The organism is Mucilaginibacter sp. L196 (assembly GCF_009765905.1).
GTDB lineage: Bacteria > Bacteroidota > Bacteroidia > Sphingobacteriales > Sphingobacteriaceae > Mucilaginibacter.
Genome location: NZ_LMUO01000019.1, coordinates 1,055,613 through 1,069,468, shown reverse-complemented (window position 1 = coordinate 1,069,468; position 13,856 = coordinate 1,055,613). Strand labels below are relative to the sequence as shown.

Sequence of the window (13,856 nt, the reverse complement as noted above, 5' to 3'; positions counted from 1 at the left end):
TTTTAAATAGGAAGTAAATCACAATACCAAAACCCGGATATTTTAACCCGGTCACTTCCTGCGCAATCGTCACCCGCTTTGCTGGGGGCTTTGTACTCTTTAAATATCTTTTCGCCGGTTTTATATTTTATTTCTTCTTTGAATATCGGCCCCTTAAAGGCATAGGTATGAAACTCTCCGTTTTCACCGCACACATCTACTGCTGCAGGTAGATCATTTATAAGCTGCTGGGTAATCTCCTGCCCTGCCAGTCCACCCAATTCTTCCCGGGTGCAGGCTATAACTGTACCAAATCCTAAATGTAAAAACTCATCAATTAATTCTCGAGTATCACGTTTCCATAGAGGATAAATCCCTTTCATATTTACTTCAGCTAGTCGGGCATCCCTATAATTTCGTAAATCCTCCAAAAAAATATCGCCGAATATAGAATGCGTAATTCCCTCCGCACCCAATCGGCTTAAATGACCACGCATTACGTCATTATATTCTGTCATACCCGGCATTTCAGGCAAACGAATTTGATATAGAGGGATTCCGATACTCTGTGCTTGTTTAATCAGCAACTCCGTCCTGACACCATGCATCGAAATTCTATCCACGGCATCATTTATGGTAGTTACAAGATATTTGATATCCAATTCAGGATTTTTCAGGCAATGATATAACGCCAAAGCGCTATCCTTGCCACCACTCCAATTAAATATACACTTGACTTTATCAGACATTACTATTATTTAATACTTATTCAACATTAATTCTTCTACCAGGTCTGGGATACCAATTGTAGCCTTAGTCTGTATCTCAACCACATTCGTTAACCGGCGTACAGCAGGTATATTAGGATCAACGATATACTTTTTAACCCCTGATCTTACATAATGAATAAGCCCAGCAGCTGGATAAACCGCTAATGATGTACCGCTCAAAATAAACAACTCCGCATCAGCGCAAATTTTAGCGGCGTATTCTATCATCGGTACATCCTCGCCAAACCAAACAACATGTGCTCTTAACGGCGATCCTAACTCGCAAACCTCATTCATTTTTAATTCCCATCCCTCAATCGGGTAAGTTAATTCCGGGTTTATACTGGATTGCGATCTAGTAATAATACCATGAAGATGAACAACATTAGTTGACCCTGCCCTTTCATGCAGATCATCTATATTTTGCGTAATGATGGTTACATTGAATTGTTCTTCCAGCTTTGCTAAAGCATAATGAGCTGCATTGGGCTGCGCCGCTAATACATCCTTCCGGCGCATATTATAGAAATCCTGCACCAATTGCGGATTGCGTTGCCAGGCTTGTGGTGTGGCTACATCTTCAATATTATAACCCTCCCACAAGCCATCGCTATCTCTAAACGTTTTTAAGCCGCTCTCAGCGCTTATTCCCGCACCTGTCAGTATAACTATCCTTTTCATTATTTAGTACTATATCATTAAATCTACCCCATAAAAAAAGCGATGTGAATCTCACATCGCTTTAATCAAAAAAGTATTTAAATTAAACAGCGAGTTGTTTTTTACTGCGTAGTATGGTATACTTGCTTTGAGCGAACTCAAACCCACCAAATAATACCGCGCAATAAAATACATCTGCAAGCAACATATTTTTCTCAAACGGTATAGCCGCAACCAATGATTGCCCATATCCCGACAGGTTATGCGCATAAAAAGTACCATATATCCATGGCAAATCAATAATTAGCCAATGCACGCAAACCGAAACAAGTGAGGCTATAGCTACATTAGTTACATTTACCTTTTTAATTAGTGTACCGATAAACACCATAAGCGCAAAAGTTAAATAAACCCAGGCCGAACCGCTGTACCAGAACACTAATTTCGAGGTATATAGATAGTTAATACCAATATCGCTTATAAACAACGTTAACAATACTACCAAGTAAGCTTTCCACTTATCAGTAAAGTAAGCCCCGCCAAACAAGGCAACTGCACCAACCGGGGTAAAATTACTTAAGGTTTTGTACTCATAACTCACAAACCGCAAGGCAATTGCGGCCAGTATCATTAAAACGAGTACAATATTACGTGCGTTTATTTTTTGTTGTGACATAATTTAATCTGTATCGTAAAATTAAGAATTTTTATATCAAATCTTAAAATTACTTATTTACTAATATAATGCTCCCCGGATTGATACCTGTAGTTAAGCTATACTCTTTCTTACCTGTTTTGTCAAAGGCGTATATCAAGCCGTTTGATGAATAGTTTTTGGCATCCGTTACAAATACTTCACCACTTAAGGGGTCGGTAGCTATAGCGAAAGGAGCTACAAACGTTGTTCCATCGGATATAAAGTTTGTAGTAGTTGCTGTGAATGTTTTAACATTGAAAATTTTAATGGTACCATCGCCATCAATATAAAAAGCATTATTACCATTAATTGCAAATGGGCCACCGGTGTAACTATTATTTCTTGATGTAACTGCATCTGTACCACTGTTAATAATAGTTAATGACGCGTTTGAACTACCATAAACACCATAAGCCGCAACATAAACATTCCCATAGCTATCTACACTTACCGCATAAGGATCAGGCCCTACAGTTATTGTTTTAGTAACTGTTGAGGTAGAAAGGTTAATAACCGATACGGTACTATCAACAGCCGGATAATTTAAACCACCACTATTAGCTACGTATAGTTTCCCATTTGCTACCGCCAATTGCTCTGGGTCGTTTCCTACCGGAATATATTTACTTACAGTATAAGTTATGGTATCCATTACAGCCACAGTACCATTGTACAAAGAGATATAAGCGTTGCCATTATAAAAAGCTATACTACGAGGTTCTTTTGACGTGCTATCTTTATCTCCATTTAAAAACTTCACTTGTTTAATAGATTTTGCAGTTTTGGCATTCAATACCTCTACCGTTCCTGATTTATCAACAGTAATGTACATTTTAGATCCATAAATTTCCACGTCATTCGCAGTATTACCTAAACTACGACCATTAACTGATGAAAAAATATCAGGTGTTAAGGTTTTTGTTGTGTAATCATAATAGGTAAGCGCACTAAGTTGGCTCGAGTATCCTTGATCAAGTATATAAATGCCAGCCCTTTGAGCGGTTGGTGTAGTCTGATTATTTACAATTTTATCTTTGTGGCAAGATGTTATTGCGGTTAAAAGCGCTATTGAGCCGAGTAAATAACTGAGTTGAATTGATTTCATATTGATTTATTATTAAATGGTGATTTGAAATGTGAATCTGAACGATCGCCCTGGCATTGGGAAACCGTTAACAATGACGTAGTTTTTATTATATAGATTGTTTACCTCTACAGAAGCCAAAACCGGAATTGAATTAAGCTTGAAATTATAAGCCGCTGAAGCATAGCTCACCGAATATCCGGGTAAATAATATTGCGGGTCGTTATCGCTTTCAGAGTAACGGTGCGAAGCCAATATCTGGTTATAATAAACGCCAAATTGCTTATACATAATACCCGCATTTAAAGCCAATGTATTTTTAGGTGTATATGGTATCTGCTCCAGGTAATAAGAATCCGTCGGATCGGTAATATCTATCGCGTTTTGATAGGTATAGTTTGCACTCAATGTCGCTTTCCAATTATAAAATGGCTTAAACTGGCTTTTCAGCACCACATCCAGCCCTCTGATGTCAACCTTGCCTAAATTAACAACTGATGGGGTTTCAGGCGAACGTGCTGGTATATAGATAATCTTGTTTTTTACATTGTTATAGTACGCATCGGCGCTTACGGTCAGGTATTCCAGCACACCATCGGTAGTTTTGGTATAAGCTATACCCGCATCATACTGCGAGGTATATTCAGGCTTCAAAGGTCGAGGCGCTATGGCATAATAATATTGTTCGGAAAATGTAGGATTACGGAATGTGCTTTTATAAAATGCCCTGAACTCGAGCTCTTTTGTGGTGAGTGGATGATAACTTGCAATGACAGTGGGTGTATAAGCCGATTTTGACGAAGCAGCGGTACCGGATTTCACACGATCATCAATATAAGTGTTTAATATATTCCCCTGGAATAACCATCTGCCTAGTGATAAATTGGTAGCTAATACATTAAATAAGCTCAGCCTTGTTGGAAAAGCGTAATTATAGGCGTTTGATTGAAGATTGCTAAGGTCAGCATCAGAAGAATAAGACAATTTCCAGTTTGGCAAAATGTGATAAGCAATAGCCGCCGATTGATAGGCCTCACGCTGCATGTAATTCTCATTGATCATGCCTGTTGCATTATATATCCCTCCGGTATCGGTATAACGAACGAAGCTTTGCGACAATTTGGTATTCAGCAATAATTCAAAGCTATTTTTGGCTATATGATGATACCCGGATTGAATAATATAATCTCTATTATATAACCGTTGTGTGGAGGGTGCAGCATAAAGCACAACAGCTGATGGCAGCCCTCTATTAGAATTGTAAAAATTGAACTGCAGATTAAATTTATCACTATCCGACTTTGCCCAGTACAACTCAGCATCTATCTGTTGTGTGTGCACATCTGTATTTTTCCGGGTAGCTAAGGTATCTGAGCCGTCAGCATTTTCCTTGTATTTGTATTGCCCATTAGCATTTTCATCATAACCATTTATAATAAACGACCAGTATTTATTTATGCGCTGCTGCCATTGCAGATACGGGTTAACCAAACCAAATGATCCGCCTTTGACCCCGGCGACAATTTTAAATGGCTTCTCAAAACTTAATTTAGGTTGGATTGTTTGTATGGATAGCACATTCGCCGCCGCAAAAGCCCTTGCTGTTTGGCAGATATCCAGCGGCTGCGCGTTAAATAACGTTATTTGCTGAATATTGATCAGATTAAATTTACTTAGATCGATCTCGCCGTTTTGAGCATCGTTCATCTGAACACCATTATATAACACCTCTACATTATCAGCACCCAAACTGCGTACAGATACGGTTTGCATGCCACCTATGCCCCCATAATCCTGAATGTTTACACCGGCGAAATTCCGGATGGCATCAGCAACAGTAAAAGCGCTATACTTAACAAAATCGGAATTGGTAACTGTTTGAGATGGGGTTACCGTTTGTATTTGCGGCACCACTGGCGAAGATACTTTTACTTCTTTAAGCTTTTTAACAGTATCCAACTGTGCAAATACATGATAAGGCATCAACCCCAAAACAAAAAACGGCACATAGCATCTCGATTTGCGCCATAAATGCCTATAATCGTATTGTAGCGTTTTTTGCATGTTGATTGAATTTACAACAAACAGGAAATGGTTGAAATGAAAACACTTTAGAAGAGCATTCACATCCAAGCTTCAATCCCCGAAAGCTGTGAACAATTATAATGCCTTGGCAGGTCTTCTGACTTGCTCCCCTCTGCCCGGTCTTCCCTACCTAATACTGTGGGTAAGTGACCAATTGAATGAACGTTGGTTATAGAGCTTACAGCTGCGGGACAGTTATGGATTTACACCATATTCCCTTTTAATTCTTTATAATAAATTTATAAAGAAACCTAAAGCGATGCAAATGTAATAATTACAGATAGGAATTATTAGTAAAATCTCACAAAATGATATAAAACAAAAAAGGCCTGCATAAATGCAAGCCTTTCTAATATCTGTTATGCTATATTATTTTACAGCGTCAACAACTGCTTTAAAAGCATCAGGATGATTCATTGCTAAATCAGCTAATACTTTACGGTTTAAACCAATTTCACTTTTAATTAATTTACCCATTAATTGTGAGTAAGAAATTCCGTGTTGGCGTGCACCTGCGTTGATACGTTGTATCCATAAAGCCCTGAATTCTCTTTTCTTGGTCTTACGGTCACGGTAAGCATACTGTAAACCTTTTTCTACTGTGTTTTTAGCAACGGTATAAACCTTGCTTCTTGAACCCCAATAACCTTTGGCGAGGTTCATGATCTTTTTCCGGCGTCTTCTCGACGCGACTGCGTTAACTGAACGTGGCATTTCGTGTTGTTTTTGGTAGTGAGTGCCGTTTAAAGGACTTTAATACTCTAATACCTGGTTAAAAAATTTGTTTAATTACTTCCCGATACAAAGCATACGTTTAACATTACCCATATCAGCATTAGAAACTAAGCTTGTGTGAGTAAGGTTACGCTTGCGTTTAGTCGACATCTTAGTTAAGATGTGACTTTTGTATGCGTTCTTTCTTGCAATTTTACCGGTTCCAGTAAGCTTAAAACGCTTTTTTGCACTGGAATTGGTTTTCATTTTTGGCATATCCGTTATTTATTTGTGTTTTATATCTACGTTTTCGCAACGTATTATCTTTAATCAGACTTAGGAGTTCAAGAGTTGTTTTACCTAATCTCTAGCCTCCAGTCTCTAATCTCTATTTCTTAGCTGCTTTTGGGGCTACGGTTAAAAACATCCGTTTTCCTTCAAGCTTTGGCAGTTGTTCAACTTTACCTACTTCTTCTAATGCCTGTGCAAAACGCAGCAATAATATCTCGCCTTGTTCTTTGTAAACAATTGCACGGCCTTTAAAGTGTACATAAGCCCTTACCTTTTCGCCAGATTCCAAAAACTTTTGCGCATGCTTTAATTTAAATTCAAAGTCATGGTCATCAGTATTCGGCCCAAACCTTATTTCTTTAATAACGGTTTGCTTGGCATTGCTTTTTATTTCTTTTAGCTTCTTCTTTTGTTCGTAAACAAACTTATTATAGTCTGTTACTTTACAAACAGGAGGAACAGCATTAGGCGAAATCTCTACAAGGTCCAGTTCCTGCTCCTGTGCAATGGCTAACGCATCACGCAGTGAAAAAACACCCTGCTCCACATTATCACCAACAAGGCGAACTTCAGGAGCTTTTATAAATTGATTAATGTTGTGTTCAGCTTCTTTCTTCTTGAAAGGAAGCCTTGGTCCTCTATTGAAAGGTTTGTTTAATGCCAAGTTATACTGTTATTTCTTTAATTATTTGTTTCTTAAATTCTTCTATGCTCATACTTCCCAAATCTCCCTGACCGTGTTTGCGTACAGAAACCATCCCTTCGGCAGCCTCTTTTTCGCCCACAATCAGCATATATGGGATCTTTTTAACTTCAGCGTCACGTATCTTTCGACCGATTTTCTCATCCCTGAAATCAATAAGCCCGCAAATATCCGAATCTTTTAACGATTCTGAAAGTTTTTTTGCATAATCTTCATATTTTTCAGAGATAGGTAATATCACAAACTGCTCAGGCGATAACCATAACGGGAAATTACCAGCGCAATGCTCTATCAGCACAGCCACAAAACGCTCCAGTGAACCAAAAGGTGCACGGTGGATCATTACCGGGCGGTGTTTTTGATTATCGCGGCCAGTGTACTCCAGCTCGAAACGCTCCGGCAGGTTATAATCAACCTGAATAGTACCTAACTGCCATTTACGACCTAAAGCATCCTTCACCATAAAATCAAGCTTAGGGCCATAAAATGCCGCTTCGCCTAATTCAACTACAGTGTTTAAGCCTTTTTCTGCCGCTGCTTCAATTATCGCTGATTCAGCCAAAGCCCAATTTTCATCAGTACCGATATATTTTGCTTTGTTCTCCGGATCGCGAAGTGAAATTTGCGCGGTATAATCATTAAATCCTAATGCTTTAAATACATAAAGCACCAGGTCAATTACCTTTTTAAATTCCTCTTTAACCTGATCGGGGCGGCAAAATAAGTGCGCGTCATCCTGAGTGAACCCACGAACACGTGTTAGGCCATGCAGTTCGCCGCTTTGCTCATAACGATATACAGTACCAAACTCAGCCAAACGAACCGGAAGATCCTTATATGAGCGTGGTTTTGTTTTATAAATTTCGCAGTGATGCGGGCAGTTCATTGGTTTTAAGAAGAACTCCTCACCTTCCTGCGGTGTTTTTATAGGCTGAAAAGAATCAGCACCATATTTTTCGTAGTGACCCGATGTTACATACAGGTTTTTATGCCCGATATGCGGCGTAATAACTTGCTCATAACCAGCTTTAACCTGTGCTTTTTCAAGAAAATTAGTTAAGCGCTGGCGCAAAGCGGTACCTTTTGGTAGCCACAATGGTAAGCCCATGCCCACTTTTTCAGAGAAAGCAAATAACTCCAATTCTTTACCCAATTTACGGTGATCGCGTTTTTTAGCTTCCTCTATCATGTGCAGATAGTCAGTTAGCTCGCTCGCCTTAGGGAAAGTTACACCGTAGATACGGGTTAACTGCTTGCGGCTCTCATCACCACGCCAGTACGCACCGGCAACACTCATCAGCTTTACAGCTTTGATGAAACCACTGTTAGGGATATGCGGCCCGCGGCACAGATCGGTAAAAGCACCTTGTGAATAAAAGGTAATTGAACCATCAGGCAGGTCTTTTATTAAGTCGAGCTTATACTCGTCGTCTTTCTCGGTAAAATATTCAATCGCATCGGCTTTAGTAACCGGTTTGCGAATAAATTCTTCTTTGGCTTTAGCTAATTCAATGATTTTGTCTTCGATCTTTTTGAATTCATCTGAAGAAAATTCACGATCGCCAAAATCAACATCGTAATAAAAGCCGGTTTCAATAGCAGGGCCTATACCGAATTTTGTACCCGGATAAAGTGTTTCTAAAGCCTCGGCCATAATGTGTGCCGATGAATGCCAGAAAGTTGATTTACCTGCGGTATCATTCCAGGTTAATAGTTTAACCTTGGCATCCTGCTCAATCGGGCGTGTTGAGTCCCAAACCTGACCGTCAACCTCGGCTGCTAATACGTTTCTTGCTAAACCTTCAGAAATTGATAAGGCTATTTGCGCGGAAGTGATGCCCTTGTCGTATTCACGAACAGAGCCATCTGGAAGTGTAATGTTAATCATCTACAACTATGATTTATGTTTTATAAAAAATGTAATTTATTAAATCACCTACAAAGTGATCTGTTATTTATGGATGCGAATTTATGATTATTTAGCGAAATATTAGTCAGCCAAATGACTAATTTATTTGATTCTAGCCTCGTAACGGTCTTTTACATGCTGATTGATATAGGTGGTGAGCCCCGCTCCTGCCTTAGCTAGTTTTTTCATTTGGCTGATAGAGTCCCTACCTGCACTTTTGTTGGTGTATAAATACATCGTTCCATCTTTAAACTGAACAGCGATGTGATCCGGTCCATTTTGATAGGCGATGACGCCGGTGTCGTGATTTAAACTTTGGTAAGGATGCATATTAAATATGCGCAACAATTATACCGCAGAATCATTATTATATTCAAACCGGCTTTTTATACAGCTTGCTTATCCCGACTAATAATAAAGAAATAGCGATAAAGAATAAGGTGATACCACAAGCATTGATTATAGTAGTCTTAAGCCCCAATTGAGCGAGATCAATAAAATGATATGGATAAAAGCCAGTGATCGCACCAAAAATGAATACATAAATAGTATATATGATTGGATATAATAACCACGGCCATACACTATTCCATTTTAGTTCATCTTTCCTAACAAAAATCAGCCAGTAGATTAAAAAAAGAATCGGAATAACAGCATGCAGTAATTCATTCACAATTAATTGCAGGCCTTCTGGCTTCCATATAATACGCAGTAAAACATTGTAGATGATTCCTACAACCAGTATATAAGATGTTGTCGCGGTCAGTGTTTTTTGTCGACCAAGAAATTCACCTAAACGAGAGTTAGGCGCAAGCAAAAGCATAACACTGATTATGGTTACAAGTATATTGGTAGTTATGGTAAAGTAAGCAAAGTATCTAAAAAACACAATATGCGGCGGGGCCAAACCACTCTCAATACTTAAATAAAATTGTGTTAATAATGAGAAGCAGCCTAAAACAGCTATGAGCAATAAATAGAGTTTGGCGATGGTTAGGTTAGATTTTGTCATTGTTTAATAGCCTTTTACGTAAAGCTATCTAAAACAATTGATAAAATGGGAAGAAATATTTACACGTTACCCCAACCATGTGCCAATACATCTGCCAAATGCATCGTTTTTATTGGGAGCGCGTTTTTATCGATATAGCCCTGTAATTGTAACAGGCAGGAAGCATCAGTACTGATAATATATTCAGCGCCCACAGCTAAGGCATTATCCACTTTTTGCTGTGCCATCGCGGTTGAAATGGCTTCAAACTTAACGGCAAAAGTACCGCCAAAACCACAACAGGTATCATTATCCTTTAGCTCAACTAATTCAAGACCTAAAACTTTTGACAATAATTGTCTTGGCTCTTCTTTGATCTTGCACTCACGCAATGCACTACAGCTATCGTGATACACCGCGCGTCCTTCCAGCTCCGCTCCGAAATAATCAAACTGCAATATATTCACCAGGAAATCCGACAACTCATATATGTTACCCTGTATTGCCCTACATTTATTGTGCAGAACCGTATTAGTGAATAAATCATTATAATAGCTCTTCACCATACCTGTACACGAGGCCGACGGCGTTACGATAACGCTCTCCTCTGGAAAATCATTTAGAAATTTGCTGCCTATCGTTTTAGCCTCATCCCAAAAACCGGCATTAAATGCAGGCTGACCGCAGCAAGTTTGGTTGGGGTTATAATTCACCTTGCAACCTGCTTTTTCCAATACTTTGACAGTATTAAATGCGGTTTCAGGGTAAAGTTGATCAACAAAACAGGGAATAAACAATTCTAAATTCATCGGCAGCTAATTTCAGAAAAAGTTTGGGTAATATGATATATTGATAACCTAATAAGATTTATATTTTTGAGTAATTAATAACAGATACTGTTTTGACAAATAAAATCATTGACAGATATAAAGGAGAAATAAATATCTCTGAGCGTTTTAGAATATCCAAATTCACTACAAAAGAGCAATTAATCAGTTTTTTTGGCAAAGAGAATATTTCAATTAATGATATGGAAAATGGCTATACGCATTATTACATTAAAAATATTGATATCGGAGATTCCAGCTTTAATTTTATTTTAATTTTCAATCATGAACAACTCCATTCAATAATATTTGGATTTGATTACTCACCTGATGATAACTGGGACAATTGGTCACAAGAAAAAGAATTGAAAAGATTGGATAAATATAACAACTGGTTAACCCAACAAATAGGTACAAAAAGAAAGTACCCATGGGGCGAGATTGGAGCCTTCTTCAATCCAAAAGGGGGCTCAACAAGTATCACATTGCGATATATCTATAACTAAATCTCTATCAGCTCCGCCTGCGGTGCAGTTGGCAAATTCTTCTTTTTCTTTTCAGCATAAAATAATGAAATTAATAAGCCGAAACCTATCAGGAAGAATAGATCAAGCGTAAGTGCAGCTATACGCATTTCGTGGCTAATGGCTTCAACAAGAGAAAAACAAAGCAAACCTACTACTATCGCACTTTTTTCTGTAACATCATAAAAACTGAAGTATGATGCCGTGTCGGGAATATTTTGCGGCAGGTATTTTGAGTAAGTTGATCTCGATATAGCTTGCACACCGCCCATTACCGCACCAACTATTACCGCGGCAACAAAAAACTCAGGAATACTGGTAATAAAATAAACGGAAAGGCATAATATCGTCCAAACACCTACTACCCAAACCAACGTACGCACATTACCATATTTTTCTGATAGTTTGGAAATACCTGCAGCCCCGACAACGCCTACCACATAAATAATAAGAATAATAATGATTAGTGTATCATCAGGCATATGCAATTCTTTTGATGCAAACTGTGCGGCTACCAGCATAATAGTTTGAACTCCGACAGAGTAAAAAAAGAATGATGATAAAAACCGGCGAAGCAGTGGCATAGTTTTTACCTTTTGGAATACTTTTATTAATTCTTTAAAACCGCCTGTTAATACGTTATAATTATGTTTACCGGGATTGGGTTCACCTTTAGGTAATAACCTGAATGGAATAATAGAAAAACCCATCCACCAAACAAATACGATAATAAAAGTAATACGCGCGGGTAAAGAATCATTTTTAGGGTCGATACCAAACCATTCAGGTTTCTCTACAATGGCTAAACAGCACATTTGAACAACAAGGCTCCCTACGTAGCCATATATAAATCCCTTTGCACTCACACTATCTTGTTTAGCTTCTGAAGCAATTTGCGGCAAATAAGAATTATAAAAAACAAAACCACCGCAATAACCTATACATGCAAGTGCAAAAAATATTAGCGGCATTTCAAGTGATGGGATCCCATGCTCAACGGGTTTAAAAAAGAACAGTCCTGCACACGATAATGCACCAAGCCAGGTAAAAAATTGCAGATAGCTTTTTTTATTCCCTTTGTAATCGGCAATTGAGGTAAGTATCGGCAGCATTAACACAATGATCAAATAAGCAATCCCCAATACAAAATTTGATAATACAGTGTTAACGAACTTATGCCCAAAAAAAGTAACAACGTCACCATTAGGGTTGTGCCATGTGGTGTAGTACACGTAATAAAAAGGGAATATGGTTGTTGTGATCACCATATTATAAGATTGATTTGCCCAATCGAACATGCACCATGCCCAGATGGTTTTTTTATTGTCTTTAACGATTTCCATTATGGCTTAAAAATATACAAAATATGGTACTTACAAAGAATGAAGATATTTATATTGTTAACAGTACCTCCAAACCAGGATTGTAATCTAAATTATAATCTGCATAAAATAAATCGCAATTTAGTATCCTGAATTATGCAGGATATTTTACGAACTGTTAATGTAACCCGGTATGTAACGCCTCTACGCGAAGGAGGCTCCCTACCCGCTATTGCCGAAGCAGACGATGGCTTTTTATACGTACTGAAATTTCGAGGTGCCGGTCAGGGGACTAAAGCACTGATAGCGGAATTTATCGGCTGCGAAATCGCACGCAAGCTTGGCTTTAAAGTACCTGAAGTTGTCTTCGCTTATTTAGATGAGGCCTTCGGACGTACCGAACCTGATGAGGAAATACAAGACTTGTTAAAAGCTAGTGTAGGGTTAAACCTTGCCCTGCATTATTTGCAAGGTGCAATCACTTTCGATGCTACAGTTACCAAAGTAGATACCAAACTAGCTTCCCAAATTGTGTGGATGGATTGTTTGTTAACTAATGTCGACCGCACAGCCCGAAATACTAATATGTTGGTATGGCATAAAGAATTATGGCTGATAGATCATGGCGCGGCATTATATTTCCACCACTCTTGGCATAACTGGGAAGAACAGGCAAAACGCCCCTTTGTACAGGTAAAGGATCATGTATTGTTATCTCAAGCTACCGAAATGAATGAAGTTGATGCCGAATTCCGCACCATTCTTACCGATAGTGTTATTAATGATATTGTAGATTTAATACCCGATGAATGGCTGGTTGATGAGTTTGAATCAGTGGCAGAACATCGTGCAGCCTATGCGCATTTTTTAATAACAAGGATAGCAAACTCAGCTGTTTTTGTAAACGAAGCTCAACATGCACAACAGAACCCTATTTGAGTACGCCGTAATACGCGTGATGCCAAGGGTTGAACGCGAGGAATTCCTGAACATCGGGATTATCCTGTATTGTGCCAAACAGAAATATTTGAAGATGTTGTACATATTAGATGTACAACGTTTACAAGCCTTCTCTGATTACCTGGACATGGACGAATTGAAGGAACATATGTGTTCTTTTGAGCGCATTTGTTCCGCCGATGCGCATGGCGGTCCTATTGCTAAATTAGATATGCCGTCGCGTTTCCGTTGGTTAACGGCTACACGCAGTACGGTGTTACAAACATCAAAAGTACACCCGGGTTTATGTGTTGATGCGGAAGAAACTACAAATAGGTTATTTAGCCAGTTAGTCCTCTGA

16 protein-coding genes and 1 riboswitch are annotated in these 13,856 nt (G+C 38.6%); of the genes, 3 read left to right on the top strand and 13 right to left on the bottom strand.

Annotated elements, in window-relative coordinates; genetic code table 11:
* Positions 1 to 2: 2 nt before the first annotated feature.
* The 12 genes from GSQ74_RS20960 to GSQ74_RS20905 form a co-directional block, all read right to left on the bottom strand.
* Positions 3 to 728 (bottom strand): diphthine--ammonia ligase, encoded by a 726-nt coding sequence (locus tag GSQ74_RS20960; protein ID WP_158996154.1) that lies wholly within the window; start codon positions 726 to 728, stop codon positions 3 to 5.
* A gap of 9 nt (positions 729 to 737) precedes the next feature.
* Positions 738 to 1,430: an NAD-dependent deacylase gene (locus tag GSQ74_RS20955; RefSeq protein ID WP_158996153.1), complete on the bottom strand. Its 693-nt coding sequence runs from the start codon at positions 1,428 to 1,430 to the stop codon at positions 738 to 740.
* Between the two features lie 82 nt (positions 1,431 to 1,512).
* Complete coding sequence (locus GSQ74_RS20950; RefSeq protein WP_158996152.1) at positions 1,513 to 2,085, bottom strand: DUF6580 family putative transport protein; 573 nt, start codon at positions 2,083 to 2,085, stop codon at positions 1,513 to 1,515.
* A gap of 49 nt (positions 2,086 to 2,134) precedes the next feature.
* Complete coding sequence (locus GSQ74_RS20945) at positions 2,135 to 3,211, bottom strand: YncE family protein (protein WP_158996151.1); 1,077 nt, start codon at positions 3,209 to 3,211, stop codon at positions 2,135 to 2,137.
* A gap of 12 nt (positions 3,212 to 3,223) precedes the next feature.
* Positions 3,224 to 5,254 (bottom strand): TonB-dependent receptor, encoded by a 2,031-nt coding sequence (locus tag GSQ74_RS20940; protein WP_158996150.1) that lies wholly within the window; start codon positions 5,252 to 5,254, stop codon positions 3,224 to 3,226.
* Positions 5,255 to 5,344: 90 nt separating this feature from the next.
* Positions 5,345 to 5,545: riboswitch (cobalamin riboswitch) on the bottom strand.
* Positions 5,546 to 5,644: 99 nt separating this feature from the next.
* Positions 5,645 to 5,989, bottom strand: a complete 345-nt coding sequence (gene rplT, locus GSQ74_RS20935) for a 50S ribosomal protein L20 (RefSeq protein ID WP_158996149.1) — start codon at positions 5,987 to 5,989, stop codon at positions 5,645 to 5,647.
* A 75-nt stretch (positions 5,990 to 6,064) separates the two neighbouring features.
* Positions 6,065 to 6,265 (bottom strand): 50S ribosomal protein L35, encoded by a 201-nt coding sequence (gene rpmI, locus GSQ74_RS20930; protein WP_158996148.1) that lies wholly within the window; start codon positions 6,263 to 6,265, stop codon positions 6,065 to 6,067.
* 112 nt (positions 6,266 to 6,377) lie between these two features.
* Complete coding sequence (gene infC / locus GSQ74_RS20925) at positions 6,378 to 6,944, bottom strand: translation initiation factor IF-3 (RefSeq protein ID WP_158996147.1); 567 nt, start codon at positions 6,942 to 6,944, stop codon at positions 6,378 to 6,380.
* Between the two features lies 1 nt (position 6,945).
* On the bottom strand, positions 6,946 to 8,871 hold the full coding sequence (gene thrS / locus GSQ74_RS20920; RefSeq protein ID WP_158996146.1) for a threonine--tRNA ligase: 1,926 nt from the start codon (positions 8,869 to 8,871) through the stop codon (positions 6,946 to 6,948).
* 123 nt (positions 8,872 to 8,994) lie between these two features.
* A complete protein-coding gene (locus GSQ74_RS20915; protein ID WP_254060940.1) occupies positions 8,995 to 9,237 on the bottom strand; it encodes a hypothetical protein in 243 nt (80 codons plus the stop codon).
* A gap of 28 nt (positions 9,238 to 9,265) precedes the next feature.
* Positions 9,266 to 9,904, bottom strand: coding sequence for a Pr6Pr family membrane protein (locus tag GSQ74_RS20910; RefSeq protein ID WP_158996145.1), 639 nt, complete (start codon positions 9,902 to 9,904; stop codon positions 9,266 to 9,268).
* Positions 9,905 to 9,963: 59 nt separating this feature from the next.
* Positions 9,964 to 10,692 (bottom strand): (Fe-S)-binding protein, encoded by a 729-nt coding sequence (locus tag GSQ74_RS20905; protein ID WP_158996144.1) that lies wholly within the window; start codon positions 10,690 to 10,692, stop codon positions 9,964 to 9,966.
* Positions 10,693 to 10,784: 92 nt separating this feature from the next.
* Between GSQ74_RS20905 and GSQ74_RS20900 the strand changes: the two genes are divergently transcribed.
* Complete coding sequence (locus GSQ74_RS20900) at positions 10,785 to 11,216, top strand: hypothetical protein (protein ID WP_158996143.1); 432 nt, start codon at positions 10,785 to 10,787, stop codon at positions 11,214 to 11,216.
* On the opposite strand, the gene GSQ74_RS20895 is transcribed toward GSQ74_RS20900, so the two are convergent.
* Complete coding sequence (locus tag GSQ74_RS20895) at positions 11,213 to 12,577, bottom strand: MFS transporter (protein WP_174236944.1); 1,365 nt, start codon at positions 12,575 to 12,577, stop codon at positions 11,213 to 11,215. The genes GSQ74_RS20900 and GSQ74_RS20895 overlap by 4 nt on opposite strands.
* A 135-nt stretch (positions 12,578 to 12,712) precedes the next feature.
* On the opposite strand from GSQ74_RS20895, the gene GSQ74_RS20890 reads away from it, so the two are divergent.
* Complete coding sequence (locus GSQ74_RS20890) at positions 12,713 to 13,495, top strand: HipA family kinase (RefSeq protein WP_158996142.1); 783 nt, start codon at positions 12,713 to 12,715, stop codon at positions 13,493 to 13,495.
* Positions 13,473 to 13,856 (top strand): DUF3037 domain-containing protein, encoded by a 384-nt coding sequence (locus GSQ74_RS20885; protein WP_158996141.1) that lies wholly within the window; start codon positions 13,473 to 13,475, stop codon positions 13,854 to 13,856. Before GSQ74_RS20890 ends, GSQ74_RS20885 begins: the two co-directional genes overlap by 23 nt.

What these genes read in the sequence shown, in the direction of transcription:
- GSQ74_RS20895 (WP_174236944.1), bottom strand. Translation starts at nt 12,577, where the DNA reads ATGGAAATCGTTAAAGACAATAAAAAAACCATCTGGGCATGGTGCATG.
- GSQ74_RS20890 (WP_158996142.1), top strand. Translation starts at nt 12,713, where the DNA reads ATGCAGGATATTTTACGAACTGTTAATGTAACCCGGTATGTAACGCCT.
- rpmI (WP_158996148.1), bottom strand. Translation starts at nt 6,265, where the DNA reads ATGCCAAAAATGAAAACCAATTCCAGTGCAAAAAAGCGTTTTAAGCTT.
- thrS (WP_158996146.1), bottom strand. Translation starts at nt 8,871, where the DNA reads ATGATTAACATTACACTTCCAGATGGCTCTGTTCGTGAATACGACAAG.
- rplT (WP_158996149.1), bottom strand. Translation starts at nt 5,989, where the DNA reads ATGCCACGTTCAGTTAACGCAGTCGCGTCGAGAAGACGCCGGAAAAAG.
- GSQ74_RS20945 (WP_158996151.1), bottom strand. Translation starts at nt 3,211, where the DNA reads ATGAAATCAATTCAACTCAGTTATTTACTCGGCTCAATAGCGCTTTTA.
- GSQ74_RS20955 (WP_158996153.1), bottom strand. Translation starts at nt 1,430, where the DNA reads ATGAAAAGGATAGTTATACTGACAGGTGCGGGAATAAGCGCTGAGAGC.
- GSQ74_RS20940 (WP_158996150.1), bottom strand. Translation starts at nt 5,254, where the DNA reads ATGCAAAAAACGCTACAATACGATTATAGGCATTTATGGCGCAAATCG.
- GSQ74_RS20950 (WP_158996152.1), bottom strand. Translation starts at nt 2,085, where the DNA reads ATGTCACAACAAAAAATAAACGCACGTAATATTGTACTCGTTTTAATG.
- GSQ74_RS20905 (WP_158996144.1), bottom strand. Translation starts at nt 10,692, where the DNA reads ATGAATTTAGAATTGTTTATTCCCTGTTTTGTTGATCAACTTTACCCT.
- GSQ74_RS20885 (WP_158996141.1), top strand. Translation starts at nt 13,473, where the DNA reads ATGCACAACAGAACCCTATTTGAGTACGCCGTAATACGCGTGATGCCA.
- GSQ74_RS20960 (WP_158996154.1), bottom strand. Translation starts at nt 728, where the DNA reads ATGTCTGATAAAGTCAAGTGTATATTTAATTGGAGTGGTGGCAAGGAT.
- GSQ74_RS20910 (WP_158996145.1), bottom strand. Translation starts at nt 9,904, where the DNA reads ATGACAAAATCTAACCTAACCATCGCCAAACTCTATTTATTGCTCATA.